This window comes from Desulfosediminicola flagellatus (assembly GCF_005116655.2).
Lineage (GTDB): Bacteria > Desulfobacterota > Desulfobulbia > Desulfobulbales > Desulfocapsaceae > Desulfopila > Desulfopila flagellata.
Map to the genome: position 1 here is coordinate 1,491,982 of NZ_CP050698.1, position 17,800 is coordinate 1,509,781.

At 45.1% G+C, this 17,800-nt stretch carries 15 protein-coding genes; 11 read left to right on the forward strand and 4 right to left on the reverse strand.

Translation table 11 applies throughout. The features are described from left to right. Positions 1–74: 74 nt before the first annotated feature. The 4 genes from FCL46_RS06265 to FCL46_RS06280 all read right to left on the reverse strand — a co-directional run bounded on the left by FCL46_RS06265 (position 75) and on the right by FCL46_RS06280 (position 5,304). On the reverse strand, positions 75–977 hold the full coding sequence (locus tag FCL46_RS06265) for a purine-nucleoside phosphorylase (protein ID WP_228723340.1): 903 nt from the start codon (positions 975–977) through the stop codon (positions 75–77). After that, positions 922–2,319: a threonine synthase gene (gene thrC, locus FCL46_RS06270; RefSeq protein ID WP_136805516.1), complete on the reverse strand. Its 1,398-nt coding sequence runs from the start codon at positions 2,317–2,319 to the stop codon at positions 922–924. Before thrC ends, FCL46_RS06265 begins: the two co-directional genes overlap by 56 nt. Positions 2,320–2,436: 117 nt before the next feature. Next, a complete protein-coding gene (rsfS, locus tag FCL46_RS06275) occupies positions 2,437–2,817 on the reverse strand; it encodes a ribosome silencing factor (RefSeq protein ID WP_136805517.1) in 381 nt (126 codons plus the stop codon). A gap of 39 nt (positions 2,818–2,856) precedes the next feature. Continuing rightward, a complete protein-coding gene (locus FCL46_RS06280; protein WP_136805518.1) occupies positions 2,857–5,304 on the reverse strand; it encodes a DNA topoisomerase III in 2,448 nt (815 codons plus the stop codon). A 775-nt stretch (positions 5,305–6,079) separates the two neighbouring features. Here FCL46_RS06280 and FCL46_RS06285 point away from each other — a divergent pair. From FCL46_RS06285 to FCL46_RS06335, 11 genes are all read left to right on the forward strand, one after another. Then, positions 6,080–6,535 carry a ribosome maturation factor RimP gene (locus FCL46_RS06285; RefSeq protein ID WP_136805519.1) on the forward strand — a complete coding sequence of 152 codons (456 nt, stop codon included), beginning with the start codon at positions 6,080–6,082 and terminating at the stop codon, positions 6,533–6,535. An 89-nt stretch (positions 6,536–6,624) separates the two neighbouring features. After that, complete coding sequence (gene nusA, locus FCL46_RS06290) at positions 6,625–8,055, forward strand: transcription termination factor NusA (RefSeq protein ID WP_136805520.1); 1,431 nt, start codon at positions 6,625–6,627, stop codon at positions 8,053–8,055. Positions 8,056–8,126: 71 nt separating this feature from the next. Beyond that, a complete protein-coding gene (locus FCL46_RS28740; RefSeq protein ID WP_420811265.1) occupies positions 8,127–8,273 on the forward strand; it encodes a DUF448 domain-containing protein in 147 nt (48 codons plus the stop codon). Between the two features lie 105 nt (positions 8,274–8,378). Continuing rightward, complete coding sequence (gene infB / locus FCL46_RS06300) at positions 8,379–11,270, forward strand: translation initiation factor IF-2 (RefSeq protein ID WP_136805522.1); 2,892 nt, start codon at positions 8,379–8,381, stop codon at positions 11,268–11,270. Between the two features lie 10 nt (positions 11,271–11,280). Continuing rightward, positions 11,281–11,700: a 30S ribosome-binding factor RbfA gene (gene rbfA, locus FCL46_RS06305; protein WP_136805523.1), complete on the forward strand. Its 420-nt coding sequence runs from the start codon at positions 11,281–11,283 to the stop codon at positions 11,698–11,700. After that, complete coding sequence (locus tag FCL46_RS06310) at positions 11,684–12,682, forward strand: DHH family phosphoesterase (RefSeq protein ID WP_228723341.1); 999 nt, start codon at positions 11,684–11,686, stop codon at positions 12,680–12,682. Before rbfA ends, FCL46_RS06310 begins: the two co-directional genes overlap by 17 nt. 24 nt (positions 12,683–12,706) lie before the next feature. Then, entirely contained in the window at positions 12,707–13,477 is a 771-nt protein-coding gene (truB, locus tag FCL46_RS06315; protein WP_167505745.1) for a tRNA pseudouridine(55) synthase TruB, read from the forward strand. 182 nt (positions 13,478–13,659) lie between these two features. Continuing rightward, on the forward strand, positions 13,660–13,929 hold the full coding sequence (gene rpsO / locus FCL46_RS06320; protein WP_136805526.1) for a 30S ribosomal protein S15: 270 nt from the start codon (positions 13,660–13,662) through the stop codon (positions 13,927–13,929). 196 nt (positions 13,930–14,125) lie between these two features. Beyond that, the gene (pnp, locus tag FCL46_RS06325) at positions 14,126–16,207 is read left to right on the forward strand and encodes a polyribonucleotide nucleotidyltransferase (RefSeq protein WP_136805527.1); all 2,082 of its coding nucleotides are present in this window, start codon (positions 14,126–14,128) and stop codon (positions 16,205–16,207) included. Positions 16,208–16,297: 90 nt separating this feature from the next. Continuing rightward, positions 16,298–16,780 (forward strand): dUTP diphosphatase, encoded by a 483-nt coding sequence (dut, locus tag FCL46_RS06330; protein ID WP_136805528.1) that lies wholly within the window; start codon positions 16,298–16,300, stop codon positions 16,778–16,780. Position 16,781: 1 nt separating this feature from the next. Continuing rightward, positions 16,782–17,552 carry an MBL fold metallo-hydrolase gene (locus FCL46_RS06335; protein ID WP_136805529.1) on the forward strand — a complete coding sequence of 257 codons (771 nt, stop codon included), beginning with the start codon at positions 16,782–16,784 and terminating at the stop codon, positions 17,550–17,552. Positions 17,553–17,800 lie beyond the last annotated feature (248 nt).

The following is a 17,800-nucleotide window of genomic DNA, read 5'->3' on the forward strand; positions in this document are numbered from 1 at the left end:
GATACCAGTCAAATGCTCAAGGGACAACCGTTTAGCTGATTTCCGGTGGTTGGGATTTAGATGTTTAGCTGAGTTTAGATCCGGACAGTATTCAGGTTGCCAACTATCTTAGCGATAAGGCGTTGAAGTTGCGGCGTAACTCTGGCGGCAGTTTCCAGTATGTCCTCAAGCAGTATCGGTTGAAAATTGTCAGGGTCATTTACGTTGGAAACGACCGAAAGTCCAAGAACTTCCATTCCTGCATGCCTGGCGACCAATACCTCTGGAACCGACGACATTCCAACGGCATCCGCACCACTGTCACGTAAAAATCGTGTTTCGGCAGGAGTCTCAAGACTTGGGCCTGGAATACAGACATACGTACCGCTGATAACATTTTTAAGACCGCACTTGCTGGCACAGTCAAGTGCAGTTTTGATAAGGCCGGGATGATAGGGTACGGAAAGGTCGGGAAAACGTGGGCCCCATTCATCATTGTTGGGGCCTCTCAGCGGGTTTTCTCCCAAAAAATTAAGATGGTCCCTGATGGCCATGATAGACCCCGGAGCAATTATCGGATTAAGGCCGCCGGCAGCATTGGTCACCAGTAGGAGTTTTGCACCGAGTAATGAGAGGACCCGAATGGGAAAGGTTACCTCTTTGGTCGAATATCCTTCATAGAAGTGGAATCGACCCTGGAGTACCGCGACAGGTTCGCCATTAAGGCGACCCAGAACAAGATTGCCTTGATGGCTCTCTACGGTGGATGCAGGAAAGTGAGGGATTTCGCTGTAGGGTAATACTGATTCTACATCTATCTCTTTAACAAAATCGCCAAGTCCTGTACCAAGTTGAATTACAGTTTTTGGCATGAACGGGAGTGTGTTGCGAAGAAACGCAACACACTCATTAACGTTCAGAACGTATTCGGAAAATGGAATCTCAGGCATGACGTGCATGAGCCTTGAGGTAATCCTGAATTGCGTTGCTGTCAGCATCCATCAGCTCGCAGCGGGCTTCTTTTTCCATAAGACCTGCAATAGATTCAGGAATTTCTGGCTCACGCCCTATGGCATTGAGAACTGCGTCACCAAATTTCGCAGGGTGGGCGGTTGCCAGACAAACCATTGGCACTCCCTTCTTACGATGATGTTGAGCAGCTTTTACACCAATAGCTGTATGGGGGTCGAGAATATAGTTGTGATCTTTATAAAATTGCTTGATCGTCGCGGTAACATCTTCCTCTGAGACAGCTAAGGAAGCAAAATCGCGTCGAACCTGATCATCATAGCTACTTAAGTCAATCTTTCCTTCACGGCTGAATTCAAGCATGAGATCTCTAGTACGCTCAGGCTCACTGTCAAGCAGGTAGTAGAGGTAGCGTTCGAAGTTGGATGCAGACTGAATATCCATTGAAGGACTTGAGGTCTGAACTACCGAACTAAGCGAATAGTCACCATCTTTTACAAATCGTGACAGGATATCATTTGAGTTTGTTGCTAGAATCAGGCGGCGAATGGTTCCCTCAGGCAACATACGCTTAGCGATGTAGCCTGCAAAGATATCACCAAAATTTCCTGTCGGGACAGAGAAGTCAAGGGTACTGTCTTTCTCATGTGAACTGATATGCAGGCAGCTCCAGACATAGTAGACAACCTGTGCCAGGACACGCGCCCAGTTAATGGAGTTGATCGCGCCAAGGTTGTAGGTGTTCTTGAAGTCGATATCGCCGAATATTTTTTTGACGATAGCCTGCCCGTCATCAAAAGAACCGCGGATAGCTATGTTGTAGACATTGTCATCTAACACAGTAGTCATCTGCTTTTCCTGAACCGGACTGACTCGCTGATGCGGGTGGAGAATGAAAATATTAACCCGCTCTTTACCTCTTACGCCGTAGATTGCAGCACTGCCGGTATCTCCGGATGTTGCACCGAGAATATTCAGTACGGAGTCGTCACGATCGAGCAGATACTCGAACAGGTTGCCGAGAAACTGCAGGGCCACATCTTTGAACGCCAGTGTCGGGCCATGAAACAGTTCAAGTATGTGAAGATCTCCGCAATGAACAAGCGGGGTGACGTCCTTGTGATTGAAAGTGCTGTAGGACTTGTCGATAAGTGCGCGAAGATCACTGTTGGGTATATCATCGATAAATCGTGACATGACCTCAAAAGCGAGTTCACTATAGCTCAGTTCCTGCCATGCCTGCATTGTCTCGCTGCCGATTCGGGGGATGGTCCTTGGCAGAAGAAGGCCGCCATCTTCAGCGAGCCCCATGAGTACAGCACGGGTAAACGGAATGTGGGCGATGCCGCCTCGTGTACTTAAGTATTGCATAGTTATGAGTTCGAAGTGTTTGTGGCCATAAGCTCGGGCACTATATTTGTTGTGCATTGCAGAATGTTTTGGAATCGTCTGTTTTGCATAGTGACCCGAGATGGCTATTGAGGGAAGTTATTCTTCGTCTTCAAGCGGGATTCGAACAGCATCATGCCATAACCCTTCAAGGTCATAAAAGTCGCGCTGCTCATGGTAAAAAATGTGAACTACAACATCGTCGAAATCAAGCAGCACCCACATACCTTCCTGCAGACCTTCTGCTTTGGATGCTTTGACTCTTTTGGAGCGAATGCCGCCTTCAATTGCTTCGGCAAGGCCCTGGACGTGCCTGGTGGAACGACCACTCATGATAACAAAATAATCAGTGAAGGAGGAGAGGCCATGAACATCTAAGAGGACAACATCTTCACCTTTGGTATCGAGTGCGATTTGTGCACATACTTTGGCAACTTCAAGTCCGCTTCTATCGCGGTATTCTTTTTTGATTTGTTTCATAATTACTTGTGCCCTTTAATATTGGGGCTGTCAAATTTTTTATGCCTTCTTGCGTGGCTTGCGCGGTGGAAATTCAAAACTGATTTTTCCATTTTTGGCAATGAGCAAGTAGGCGTCAAACGGTCTTCTCTTCTTGGAAATAAAGCCTGTAATTAATTCTGTTTTCCCATTTGTGAGAAGTTGATTTATGTTAGCAGGTTGAATTTCTTTTGAAAGAATTATTTTACCAATTTTTAGTCCTTTTTTGTCATCTCCGTCAAGAGCTGACTCAGACATGTAGCCGACAGGTGTTTCATAAACGGGGGTGTTGTCAATAGGCGAGTTACCAAGTGACGGTCCCTGTTTAATAGCTTCAATATCCAGATCGTCAGTGGAGTCGGCGAACATAAAGTCCACTTTCTTGTTGGTAATCTTAACTGAAGCGGTAAATTGTTTACCCCGTTTTGACCGGAAATCACTAAAGGGCCCAAGTGTTTCTCCCTTAAGGAGGCAGACGATTTCGTCTTCACTCATGACGCGACCACCAAGTATTTTTCGTAAGGATATCGATTCATCTTCAGATATCCAGGCAGTAGGGGTGCTGAAAAAACGGATACCATTAACAGGGCTGAATGGAGCTTCAGCCCGGACTTCTGTTTTTTCAAAGTTTTTAATCTGATTGGTTATATGGGCAGTGAGGTCACGAATATCTTTCATGAAACGCTCACGAGTCATTTGGCCCCGTAATATCTGGTTGAGTTTATATTCCCACTCGCCGGTCATCTCTGGAGATGCAAGAACTTCGATTTTCATAGCTTCAAGCAGTGAAAGCAGCTCAAATGCTTTTCCTGTTGGAGTAAGTTCCTTACCCTCTCTGACCAGATATTTCTCATGAAGGAGTTTTTCAATGATTGCTGCACGTGTGGCCGGTGTTCCGAGACCACGTTCTTTCATTGCATCAGCAAGCCCTTCATCGTCGATAAGCTTGTCAGAATTCTCCATGGCCGAAAGGAGTGTTGCTTCTGTGAATCTTGGCGGCGGTGTTGTTTCCTTACTTTCTTTTTCAACTTCAGTACACAGAACTTCTGCTCCGTCAGGGAGTGGTTGCAGGAGTTTCTCGGCTTCTGCACCTCCACCATAGATAGCTTTCCATCCAGCCTCAAGGAGTATTTTCCCTTCAGTGATGAAGGTTTCTTCCTGTACTATTGAGAGCCTTTTTGTGTTCTGATACACCGCTGCAGGGTAAAATACTGCAAGAAATCGCTGAACGATCATCTGATATATCTTTTCTTCGGGCTCAGAGAGTTTGGAAGGGATAACATTGGTAGGGATAATCGCGTGGTGGTCAGAAACCTTTGCATTATTGAAAATGCGTTTATCCGCTTTTATATACCCTTTTTCAAGAGAAATTCCCGCATATTTAGCAAACTTCCATTCTGTCTGCTTTTTTGTTGTTTTTATCGCAGTCTGGACATAATCCTCGGGGAGGAATCTGCTATCAGTACGAGGATACGTTAATACTTTATGCTTTTCGTACAATGCCTGGGCAAGTCCCAGAGTATTTTTTGCAGAAAAACCAAATCTTGAGTTTGCTTCGCGCTGGAGAGCTGTCAAATCATAGAGTTGGGGTGAGTTTTGGGTAGAACGTTTGCTGGTTTCTTTGACGTCAGCGGGTTTTCCTGAACATTTTTCTATGATCGAAACAGATTTTTCCGGCTCCCAGATTCGGTCAGCCTTGGCGTAAGCGTTATTCGGGTCTTTTTTGAAGTGTGGATCTATCCATTTACCGGTATAACGGCTTCCATCTGCATCGAAAGTGGCCAGCAGGTTGTCGTATGGCACGGGAACAAATGCACGGCGAAAATTTTCCCGCTTAACAATAAGAGAGAGAGTTGGTGTCTGCACCCGACCACATGGCGTCAGGAAAAAACCACCTTTTCGTGAGTTGAAGCCTGTCAGAGCTCTGGTAGCATTGATACCTATCAGCCAATCAGACTCGGAGCGGCAAAGGGCTGTATCTTCGAGAGCTGTCATTTCATCGTTGCTGCGAAGGGAATCAAATCCTTTCTTGATGGCATCTGTGGTCATTGACTGAAGCCATAAGCGCTTAAAACTCTTGCGTGCTACGGAATTGTTCCACACATAATTAATTATGTATTTGAAGATGAGCTCGCCCTCACGCCCGGCATCACACGCATTAATAATTTCTACGACATCTTTGCGACGAATGAGTTTTTGGAGCACGTTGAGCTGACTTTTAGTGCCATCAAGTCCTTTGAGTGGAAATTTTTCCGGCAGAATAGGAAGGGTCTCCATATTCCACTTCTGATATACGGGATCAATCTCTTCGGGATAGCAGATGGATACAAGATGGCCGATAGCGTATGAGACTATATATTCGTCACTTTCATAGTGTGTTTTGAATTTTTTAAATTTACCGGGGAGGACTTTGACAAGGTCGCCGGCAACGCTTGGCTTTTCTGCTATTATGAGTGTTTTTACCGTCATATTATATAAGGGGTGAAAGTTGGCTGGATGAGTTTTCAGTCCGACCGCTCACCGTTGTAAGCTCACGATGGTTATAAGAGCATATAGGAATAGAGTAGGTTTGGCAATTCGTGAAAACTCATGCTTAACCCTGAACTGACAAATTCGTGTATTGACTGAGGGGCATACCCTCGTAGAAATAGAAGGTTGTTCTATAAGCCAGTTTGCAGTTTGTCAAATGTATTTTCAAATATTTTTATAGCATAGCGGCTGTTTCAAGCGGTAATTATATTACGAATTTGTTGTAATCCCGTTGGGGTTGGGCTACTTAAAGTAGCTGGCAGCAATGTTTATTTAGAGTTCAAAATCATCCTATGAATGATTTATTGCTAGCTTTCAGTGACTTTTTTTAACAGAATTGCAAGAATATACGTTAGTAACTTTCACTGCTTTGCCAATGCGTATTGCATGCTTCGCACTTGACAGGGGGGGAGTTATGTGTTTAATTTGTTCAATTGAAAGGCCGGGTTTTCATAACAATCAGGTCGCTAGTCACTGCAGTTCAGGTGTCTGGCATTTCTCTCGTCTTTCAATAGGTTGGTTTGTTGCAGAGGCAAGAAATTAACCTGATTCGCTGGCATATTTCCGGTGTTCGTTTGCTGGAAGGATTTTGAAAGTGGGCTTTGCCCGCTTTTTTTTATGTCTGATTGCCGGTGTTAATAATAAATATGTGTGTAATTTAATCCGGTTAGAAAAAATTTAAATTTGCACCTCATGTCGACCAGGTGCCGTGCTGATGAGTGAATTTGTAATAGAAAAAATTGAAGAGTTTGCCGCAACCTTACTACCTGCGATGGGCCTTGAGCTGGTTGAAGTTCAATTTCGCCGTGAAGGGCATGGGTGGGTGTTGAGGGTGTTTATAGACGCTGTGGATGGCATCACTGTTGAGCACTGCGCCGATGTAAGTCGTGAAGTGAGTGTTTTTCTTGATGTTGAAGAGTTGATTGATCATCCGTTTAACCTTGAGGTCTCTTCGCCGGGCGTCGAAAGGGCACTAAATACTTTAGCTGATTTTGAACGACACATCGGCAAAAAATCCCGAATTAGAATGCGGGAGACAGTTGATGGACAGAAAGTTTTCGTGGGAATTATTCATCAGGCAGATGAGGAAGCAGTTGAGTTGCTACTGGAAGATGAAAGCGTGGTCCGGCTACCTGTTGAGTTCATCAGGAAAGCTCGTCTGTCATTATAGAATCTGGACTGCAATAGAAATTCAGGAATACTGAATGCGGATTTCCTCATGCAGGTAGAGGCAGGAAGTAATAAGCATGGAGCAAGAGAATGGTATCGGAGCTTAAGCGCATAATCGACCAGATCAGCAGGGATCGCGGGTTTGACAAACGGTTGCTTGTCGAAGCAATTGAAGAGGCAGTCCAGTCTGCCGCAAGAAAAAAACTTGGCAGCCGAAGGGATATCGAGGTTCGTTACAATGACGAATTTGGCGAAGTCGAGGTGTTCCAATTCCGCAGTGTTGTGGAGGAACCCGAAGACGAGCAAACCGAAATAGCCTACGAGGAAGCAATCGCTCTTGATCCTGATGTTCAGATGGGCGATGAGCTTGGCGAGAAGATGGAAGACATTACGGATCTTGGCAGGATTGCAGCTCAATCAGCCAAACAGGTAATTATCCATAAAATGAAGGATGCCGAGCGTGAAGTTATTTTTGAGATGTTTAAAGATCGGCAGGGTGAAGTTGTAAGTGGTATTGTTCAGCGTTTCGAGCGAGGTAACATGATAGTTAACCTTGGCCGAACTGATGCAATACTCCCGAAAGATCAACAAATCCCTAAAAGATCGTTCAAGCAGGGTGACCGTATTCGTGCTTATCTTATGGATGTTCGACAGAATGCCAGGGATTCGCAACTTATTCTTTCACGGACCTGTGATGATTTTCTCGGTAAATTGTTTCAGATGGAAGTTCCTGAAATTGCTGAGGGAATTGTGAGGATTATGGGCGTTAGTCGTGAGCCTGGATTCAGAGCAAAAATAGCTGTAAGTTCTTCAGAGAGTGATGTTGATCCTGTTGGTGCCTGTGTAGGTATGAAAGGATCGAGGGTTCAGAACGTGGTTCAGGAACTTCAGGGAGAACGAATTGATATCGTAACATGGTCTCCTGATCCTGCGAAATATGTCTATAATGCGCTCGCTCCGGCACATGTGAGTATGGTGCGGGTAGATGAAGACGCAAATTCAATGCTTGTTGTAGTACCGAATGACCAGTTGTCGCTTGCCATTGGTCGCCAGGGGCAGAATGTTCGACTGGCGTCAAGGCTGCTTGGTTGGAGAATTGACGTAAAGAGTGAACAGCGATGGAACAATCTTCAGGATGCCGGCTATCAGACGATTCTGGCACTTCCCGGAGTTGAAGAGTCTCTTGCTGATCAGATTTTTGCAAAAGGAATTACTTCAGTTGCCGATTTGGCAACAAAGAGTGTTGAAGATTTGCTGGTGATTAGGCAATTAGATACCGAAACTGCAGGACGTCTTCTTGCTGCTGCTAAAATTGCAGCAGCAGATATGCCGCCTTTACCAACCGAGCCTGAAGCCGATGAGATTGAAGTAACCGGTGAAACGGACGTGGTAGAAGCTGTTGATACGGATCAGTCTGAAATTGAAGAAGAAGTTCAGGTGTTACCGGAAGAAGAGGGAAGCGAGGTTGAAAGTGATAACTCGGATTCTGATTCTTCAGATACTGAAGTAGAGCAGCAATAACAGGTTCGTAAGTGAGAGAACCGATTCGAACTTGTATGGCATGTGGGCAAAAAAACGCAAAAACCAATCTGATGCGTTTTGTATGGCACAATGATGCCCCAATGCCAGATAAGTCTGGATATAAATCTGGCAGGGGGGCTTACTGCTGCAAGTCTGAAAAATGTATGCAGAAGTTCCTAAAGCAGAACAAAAAATGGAAAAGAGTATTTCGCCTTTAAGGAAATAGTATCTATAATAGCTCATAAGGACGGAAAAACACCGCTGACGGAGTTTCCATTCCATGGGTTGGATGGCTTGGAGAGAAGGAAATACGGGAGTAAAGAATGAGCAGGGTTAGGATTTATGAACTGGCCAAAGAGGCCGGAATGAGCAGCAAAGCGTTAGCTGATAAGCTGGTGGACGAAGGGTATGATATTAAAGGCCATAGTTCCACAGTGGATGAAGAGACAGCTGCCCGAATCCGTAAGACAGTATTAAAGGATTCAGACACGGAAATGGTCGAAAAGAGAATCAGTGGAGATCAGGGAGCAACTGTGATTCGTCGCAGGTCTACAGTTATACGCCGAAAAGCAAAAGCAGACGCTGACGATGCTGAAGATGCCGATCAGATCGACACGGATTCTGAAGATTCGTATGAGTATGATGCTGATGATGAGGCAATACTTCGGGACATGGCTAATGATGATGCTGATGAATTCGATGAACATGATGTTGCTGAGCAAGCAGATGAATCTTCTAAGCCTGAACCTGTTGCTCCACGAAACGACAACGTCGCCAGAGTAATCGCAAGGCCGGAAGTCAAGGTGACCCCAGCCGTTGAACCTGTTGAAGCAGTGACCCCTAAGGTTGAAGAAACTGCTCATGTTGAAGCTGCGCCGGAAGACGAAATAGCGTCCAGCGGTACTGAAACTGTGCAGGAAACACCTGTAGAACCAACCTCAGCCGGAGCTGAAGTGATAGAATCTGTAAAGAAAACCGAAGAACGGACTACTGCGAATAAGGCAGAAAAGCCAGCTAAAGAAGTTACGTCTGCAAAATCCGTAAAGCCTGAGAAAAAACCAGTTAAGCCGGCTCAAAATCCAGCTCGAAAAGGTATGGCCCGGATTGTGGGTACCATAGAACTTCCTATCGAAAAAGAGGCAGCTCCCTCCAGGCATCGCAAAAAACCGGTTAAGCCTTCTACTGCTCCCCGTAAACCACGTCCTGCTCAGCCAGCGAATGGCGGACCTGTTCCACCAGCACCTGTAGCAGATGCAGCACGCGGAAAAAAACGTGGCAAGCGTGGAGCTGATGCGACTGCTGAGGACAAACGTCGTCAGAAGGGTGGGAAGAAGGGCGGCAAAAATGTCAAGTTTACCCATTTTGGTGATGATTATAATCGCAGTCATGGTAAACGCGGCAGAAAAGGCAGAGGGGCGAAAGAGAGACTTGTACAGCCTGCTGCTGAGATGAAGGCCAGCAAAAGACGTATTGTCATTTATGAAACCATGAGTGTAAGTGAGCTTGCCAGCCGCATGCGGATTAAGGCGAGTGAGGTTATAGCAAAACTTATGGGTCTTGGTGTTATGGCGACAATCAACCAAGCTGTTGATGTTGATACCGCAACCTTGATTGCAGCGGATTTTGGCTACGAAGTAGAGCAGGGTATTACTGAGGAAATCGGTATCCAGTTGCTTGAAGAGACTCAGGAGGGTGGAGAAGTTGAAGCACGTTCTCCTGTTGTTACTGTCATGGGTCACGTTGATCACGGTAAAACCTCAATTCTTGATGCTATTCGGAAAACTGACGTTGCTGAGGGCGAGGCTGGAGGTATTACTCAGCATATAGGTGCATATCACGTGCGTTCAAGTGCCGGCGATGTCACATTTGTAGATACTCCAGGCCATGCCGCGTTTACTGAGATGCGCTCACGAGGAGCACAGGTCACAGACCTTGTTATTCTTGTTGTAGCAGCTGATGATGGCGTGATGGATCAGACCCGTGAAGCAATTAACCATGCGCAAGCTGCTGGTGTACCGATTCTTGTAGCTGTAAACAAGATCGATAAGGACAACGCTGATATTGATCGAGTTAAGCGTGAGCTTGCTGATTACAACCTTATTCCTGAAGAATGGGGTGGCGAGACAATTTTCTGCGAGACTTCAGCAAAATCTAACATCGGCATAGATGAGTTGATGGAATCAATTCAGCTCATGGCTGAAATTCTTGAGCTTAAAGCTGATAAGAAAAGAAATGCAAAAGGTCGGGTTATTGAAGCAAAACTCGATAAAGGACGAGGTCCTGTTGCCACTGTATTGGTTCAGGAAGGTACTCTGAATGTTGGCGATAACTTTGTTGTCGGTCAGCATGCTGGTAAAGTTCGTGCGATGCTGGATGATCGGGGTCGCAATATCATGAGTGCCGGACCTGCTATACCTGTTGAGGTTCATGGCCTTTCAGGTGTTCCACTGGCTGGTGACGAATTTATTGTTGTTACCGATGAGAAGATGGCGAAAAATGTCAGCCAGGTACGTGCGATGAAAGCACGTGAGGTTGAACTTGGTTCAATTAGTAAAATCTCTCTTGATAAACTCTTTGAGCAAATGAGTGAAGGTGAGGTTCAGGAACTGCGCGTTATTCTTCGTGCTGATGTTCAGGGAACTCTTGAAGCTTTTGCCAAGGCTGCGGAAGAATTATCAACCAAGTCTATCAAGGTTCGTGTACTTCATGAAGGCACAGGAACGATTACTGAATCAGACATTTTGCTTGCCTCGGCATCAGAAGCAATCATTATAGGGTTCAATGTTCGTCCGAGCATGAAGGTTAAAGAGCTTGCAACCAAAGAAAATGTTGATGTTCGCTCTTACGATGTAATCTACCACGCTCTTGATGATATCAGGAAAGCGATGGTAGGTATGCTCGAGCCTACCTATGAAGAAGACGTTATTGGTACTGCTGAGGTTAGAGAAACATTCGGTGTACCAAAAATCGGCACCATCGCTGGTTGTGGTGTAATGGATGGCAAGATTCAGAGAAATGCAGGTGTTCGCGTTCTTCGTGATGGCGTTGTCATTTACACTGGTAAGATCAGTTCCCTCAGGCGCTTCAAAGATGATGTTAAAGAAGTGGCCTCTGGTTACGAATGTGGAATTGGTGTTGAAAACTTTAATGATATCAAAGTTGGTGATCACCTCGAAGCATTTGTTATGCTTGAGGTAGAAGCGACTCTGGAGTAGTAGGTATAACGTGAGTATTTGGGATCCAAAACAAACGCTGGACTCTGTCGGCCTCGGCCGACAGGAACAGAAGAGGTCGACAAGGGTGGCTGACGCCATTCGTAATGAGTTGGCGGTATTTATGTTGCAAAAGGTTCGTGATCCAAAGCTTGCCGAGGTTTCTATCTCGCGAGTGGAGGTCACGGATGACCTGAGAGTGGCACGTATTTTTTTCACCTTGCTTGCTGGGAATAAGCGGGCAAAGGCGACTGAAAATTCGCTGCACAAAGCGAAAGGTTTTATGCGAACGCACCTTGCCAAAACGCTGAACATGAGATACACACCTGATCTTCAGTTCAGATATGACGAGACTGCAGATAAGGTTGCTCATGTTGAATCCATCTTCCAGGAAATCGAAAACGAACGAAAAGAGCGTGGCGAAGATTCCTGAACTATTGGTAGAAAGAATTCATTCTGCCGATCGTATTGTTCTACTGACTCATGTGCGCCCTGACGGGGACGCACTTGGGTCATCTTTCGGTTTTGCCGATATCCTTAGAGGTCTCGGCAAAACTGTCTGTGTTTTTCTTGAGGAAGCTGTATCTCCCCTTTACCAGTTCCTGCCCGGTTGTGATTCTATCGTCACTGATGTTGGTCAAATAGTTGAATTTACTAAGGAAAGCGGCGCGTGTCTGACAATTGCGCTTGATGCTGGAGATGGTAATCGCCTTGGTATTACTCCGGAAGAACTGAAAAGCCTTGAGCCTGTACTGGCAATTGATCATCATAAATCTCACAAAGACTACGGGCTGGGCCGCTGGGTCGACCCGACTAAATCGTCTACTGGAGAAATGATTTATGAGCTTGCATTGAAACTCGGTGCCGAGGTTTCGTATGCTGCTGCAGTAAATCTTTATGTTGCTATCTGTACAGATACGGGGTCGTTTAGATACGACTCAACCCTACCGCGAACCTTCCAGATTGCTTCCGAACTTGTGGAAAAGGGTGTGAAACCTCATGATGTTTCACAGTGTTTGCACGACAATGTAAGTCTGCAAAGGATTAAATTACTTAAAGAAGTTTTGGAAACCTTGAAGGTTTATGAAGACGGCAAGCTGGCATTTGTCCATGTGACCGGTGACATGCTTGATCGAAGCGGTGCCAGTACTGATGATCTCGAGGGGTTAGTAGATTATCCAAGATCTCTTGGAAGTGTTAAAGTTGCTGTCTTTATTAAAGAGATTATGGAAGGAGAGATTTCTGTGAGTCTCCGAGCTAAGGGCGAATGTGATGTTGCCGAAGTAGCAAGCCGTTTTAAAGGCGGTGGGCATAGAAATGCAGCAGGTTTTCGTTTTAGTGACAAAACAATTGATGAGGTTCACTTACTTGTTCTCAATGAGTTAAGTGGTACTTTGAAAAATAGTGTGGAATAGTCCGCTCGTAATACGTGTATATTTATGTCAGAGTTTCATGCGGGAATATTCCTGATTGATAAGCCTGTTGGACCGTCGTCTTTCACTATGGTCCGGCACATGAGAAAATTACTTGGTATAAAAAAAGTCGGTCATGCAGGAACGCTTGATCCTTTTGCATCCGGGTTATTGATTGTCTGTGCTGGTAGACCGGCCACCAAGATGATATCATTGTTTATGGATGGCGAGAAAGAGTATATCGCTACCCTTTGCCTCGGTAAACAGACCACAACACTTGACCCTGAAGGCGATGTTGTGGAGGAGCACCCGGTTGGCTCGTTGAAGCACGACAGAATTGAGGCGTGCCTTGCAAATTACAGAGGGGAACAGATGCAGACTCCCCCTGCATATTCAGCGTTGAAGCATAAAGGAAAACCTTTATATTACTATGCTCGTAAGGGTATTGAAATTATAAAAGATCCGCGTAAAATTCATATACACGAATTAGAGCGTATTGACAGTTCCTCTGATCTGAGTGGTGATTTCCCCGAGATCACTGTGCGTGTAGTCTGTAGTAAAGGTACGTATATCAGGACATTAGCAGCAGATATTGGAGACGCACTTGGCTGTGGAGCATACCTTACCGCGTTGAGAAGAACTCGAAGCGGTCCTTTTTCCATAGAGCGATCAGTTGATGGAAAGTTGCTTTCAACACCTGAGGAGCGTGAAATGATTCTGCAGAAGATGTTATCGGTTGAAGATGTCGCTAATCTGTTGCAATATTCTTCAGAGTTGACTATTCTGAAAGATTCGTAATTGGAAGTTTTTTTTATTATGATTCATTGGGGCACGCCACCTGTTCAATGAATCATGCACCGGTTCAGTAATCTGACCCGGATTTTTGCCTCTGAGTCCATCTAACTCAATGGCGAAAATAAAATTGAAATTAAATTATACCTATTTGATCATATAGTGCATACCGTAACAGGAGGAATGCTGTGGCCCAGACAACAGTAACAAAAAACGAGATAATCGAGAAATATAAGACTCATTCATCAGATACAGGTTCATCAGAGGTGCAAATTGCTCTTCTGACAGATCGTATTCTTTATCTTACCGAGCACTTCAAAACTCACAAAAAAGATCATCATTCCCGCCAGGGTCTGTTGAAACTTGTTGGTCAGCGTAGAAGCTTGCTCGACTATCTCAAGAATAAAGATGTTAACAAATACAGAGAACTCATTCAAGAACTCGGTATTCGTAAGTAGTCAGCACTCGTCTGTGGTATTCACTTACCTACGGTAGTGCCATTGTATGCCTCAGGTTGTTCCGGTACCACTGGAAACAGCCTGAGGTTTTGTCGTTATAGGAAATCCGGAAATATAGAGCATACGGGGCTGGTGGATAATCCAGTCAGGAAAACGGCAATTGGCATTGCCCTGATGCTGAACACTTGGAGACATTATGTTTACAAAAGTAGAAGCCGAAATCAGTGGAAAGAATATTTCTATTGAGACCGGTAAACTCGCAAAACAGGCATCAGGTTCAATCGTCATTCGTTGTGGCGGAACAGTTGTACTTGTAACAGTCGTTGGTTCAAAAACTGCACGTCAAGACCAGTCATTTTTCCCACTCACCATCGAGTATCAAGAAAAACTCGCATCAGTTGGACGAATCCCAGGCAACTATTTTCGCCGTGAGATCGGACGGCCAAGTGAGCACGAGATTCTCACCTGTCGTATTATAGACAGACCGCTCCGTCCGCTTTTCCCTGAAGGATACATGTGTGAGACTCAGGTTATCGCCACTGTATTGTCTGCTGACCAGCAGAACAATCCTGATGTGCTGGCATTGACCGGTGCATCTGCTGCATTATCCATTTCAGATCTTCCTTTTGCCGGCCCTGTTGCTGGTGGCCGTGTGGCATGTATTGATGGTCAGTATATGTTGAATCCGACTCTTGCAGAGTTAGAGAATTCAACTATGGACATCGTTGTTGCATGTACCAGAAATGCAGTTGTTATGGTTGAAGGTCAGGCAGATGAATTGACCGAAGAAGAAGTACTTTCAGGTATCTTCTATGCTTTTGAGAATCTTCAGCCTCTCATTGATCTTCAGGAAGAATTGCAGAAGAGCAATGGTAAGGTGAAACGTGAAGTTGTTGAGCCGGAAATTGATGAAGCATTGAAGGCGAAAGTCGCTGAGATTGCAGCTGAAGGTATGAGCAAGGTTGTTTCCTGCTCTGACAAAATGCAGCGTTATGACATGTATGATGATCTTAAAGATGCTGTCGTTGCTGAGCTTGATCCTGAAGGTGAGAAGAAAGGTGAGATTTCAGATTACCTGTCTTCATTCAAGAAGAGTCTCATGCGATCTAAGATTGTTGAGGAAGAAGTTCGCATCGATGGAAGATCTTTTGATGAGGTCAGAGATATCAGTTGCGAGGTAAAGTGTCTGCCCATGACCCATGGATCCGCACTGTTTACTCGTGGTGAGACCCAGGCCATTGTTACTGCAACACTTGGAAGTGAGCGCGATAAGCAGAGAGTTGAGACTCTTGTCGGCGAAGATAATAAGCGTTTGATGCTGCATTACAACTTCCCGCCATTTTGTGTTGGTGAGGCTCGTATGCTCCGCGGACCCTCTCGTCGTGATATTGGTCACGGAACTCTTGCATTACGCGGACTTTCCGCAGTTATGCCGAGCGAGGAAGATTTTCCATATTCAATTCGTGTTGTTTCAGAAGTACTTGAATCAAATGGTTCTTCTTCAATGGCCACCGTATGTGGCGGTTCTATGGCACTGATGGATGCTGGTGTACCTATTAAGACTCCGGTCTCAGGTATCGCCATGGGACTCATTAAAGAAGGTGACAAGGTTGTCATTCTTTCTGATATTCTCGGTGACGAGGATCATCTCGGAGATATGGACTTCAAAGTTGTCGGTACTCGCGATGGTGTCACATCTTTACAGATGGATATCAAAATTGATGGTGTCGATCGAGACATCATGGGACGTGCTCTTGAACAGGCCAAGGCCGGTCGTGATCATATCCTCAAAGAGATGACCAAAGGTATTTCTGTTGCTCGTGAAGAAGTTGCAGATCACGCTCCAAAATATTTTGTTCACAAAATCAACCCTGACAAGATTAGAGACCTCATTGGTCCTGGCGGAAAAATTATCAAAGAAATCTCTGCTGAATTCGATGCAAAGATTGAAGTTGATGACAGCGGCCTGGTGAAAATGTTCACTCTTAATGGCGCACTTGGTGATGCTCTTGTCGCCAGGGTCAAAGAGATTACTGCAGAAGTTGAGATTGGGACTACCTATAAAGGTACCGTTAAGACCATTAAGGATTTCGGCGCATTTGTTGAAATCCTTCCAGGAACAGACGGCCTGGTTCACATCTCAGAGCTTGACACTAAGCGTGTGGCTAAGGTTTCTGATGTTGTAAATGAAGGTGACGAGATTGAGGTTATCGTTCTTGATGTTGATAATCGCGGACGTATTCGCCTCAGCCGGAAAGCACTGATGACTGAATCATAAACCATCTGGTGGTATGTAAGTAAATGAAGCCGACTCGTTATTCTTTCGAGTCGGCTTTTTTTGTTTAAGACTGATTTAAAACGGATAATTATGAACGAAATATTTCAGAAAGAATCATCCTGCAAGGTAGTAAATATCTCCTGGCTCATTCCTGAAGAGGAACGCGATCTCCCGCTTCCCTCTTACGAAACCTCAGGTTCGGCAGGTATGGATGTTTGCGCAGCTGTAACAGCTGACCATGTACTTGCACCTGGTGAAATTATACTTGTTCCTACCGGATTTGCGATGGCCATCCCTGTCGGCTTTGAGGTGCAGGTACGTCCGAGAAGCGGTATTGCTGTTAAACATGGGGTAACCATAATTAACAGTCCTGGTACTATTGATTCTGATTATCGTGGTGAGGTGAAGGTAGGCCTGATCAATCTTGGCAAAGAACCCTTTGTTATATGTCGTGGAGACAGGATAGCACAGATGATACTTGCACCTGTGGTTACAGCAACCTGGCATGAAACTGCTCAATTGGATGAAACAGACAGAGGAGCTGGTGGTTTTGGGCACACCGGAGTGAAATAAGATGCAGTTTAGTGTTCTCGGAAGCGGTAGTCGCGGAAACTGCGTCTATATTGAAGAAGGGAAAAACGGTATCCTTATTGACAACGGATTTTCAGGTAAAGAAGTTGAAAAACGATTGTCAGCCATAGGCCGATCACTTGATAATCTTACAGCGATCTGTGTGACACACGAGCACAATGACCATATTGCAGGTGTTGGCGTTCTATCACGACGTTGTAAAATTCCTGTTTATAGTAATTATGGCACGTTCAAAGGTGCTGAAAATAAGATGGGTAAACTCCATAAGTTGATCGAATTCGGTACAGGCGAAGATATTGAAATACAGGATCTGCAGGTACGATCATTTCGTGTATCTCATGATACAGCAGACCCGGTCGGTTTTGTGGTGAGTAATGGTAGTGAATATCTCGGTTATTGTACAGATACAGGTAAGGTATCCAAACTCATGGAACTACGACTTGCAGGTTGTCACGGGTTGATCTTAGAGTTTAACCATAATCTTGAAATGTTAAAAAATGGGCCGTATCCGCTCTTTTTGCAACAACGTGTGAGGTCAAGTCAGGGACATTTGTCAAATGAGGATGCGGCAGAATTTCTACACAACCTCATGCATCGTCACCTTAAGGTGGCTGTGCTTGCGCATTTGAGTGAGACTAATAATACACCTGAACTGGCGAGTAAGGCTGCTGGGCAATGTTTTAGCGAAGAGTATAAGGCCAAGATGGTGGTTGCCAGGCAGGAGACCCCGACTGTTCTGACAGCTCTCAAATAGCAGAGTATTGAATATTCTTTAAGTGGTTAGTTTCAGCTGATCTGCCCCGGACTTCTCATTGTTTGATTTTTAATTTCAAACGAGACACGCCTGTTGTTTGAGATGGTCATTTTTCAATCTGAATGCCACTAATCCGCAGCGAGTATAGTGAGGGGTTTAAACCTTTCAAAATCTGACCATTAGTATTGAGGTAAGTGCAGTAATTTGCCAATTTGTTATGGATGTAGTTGTCACCTCACTCCTTACAG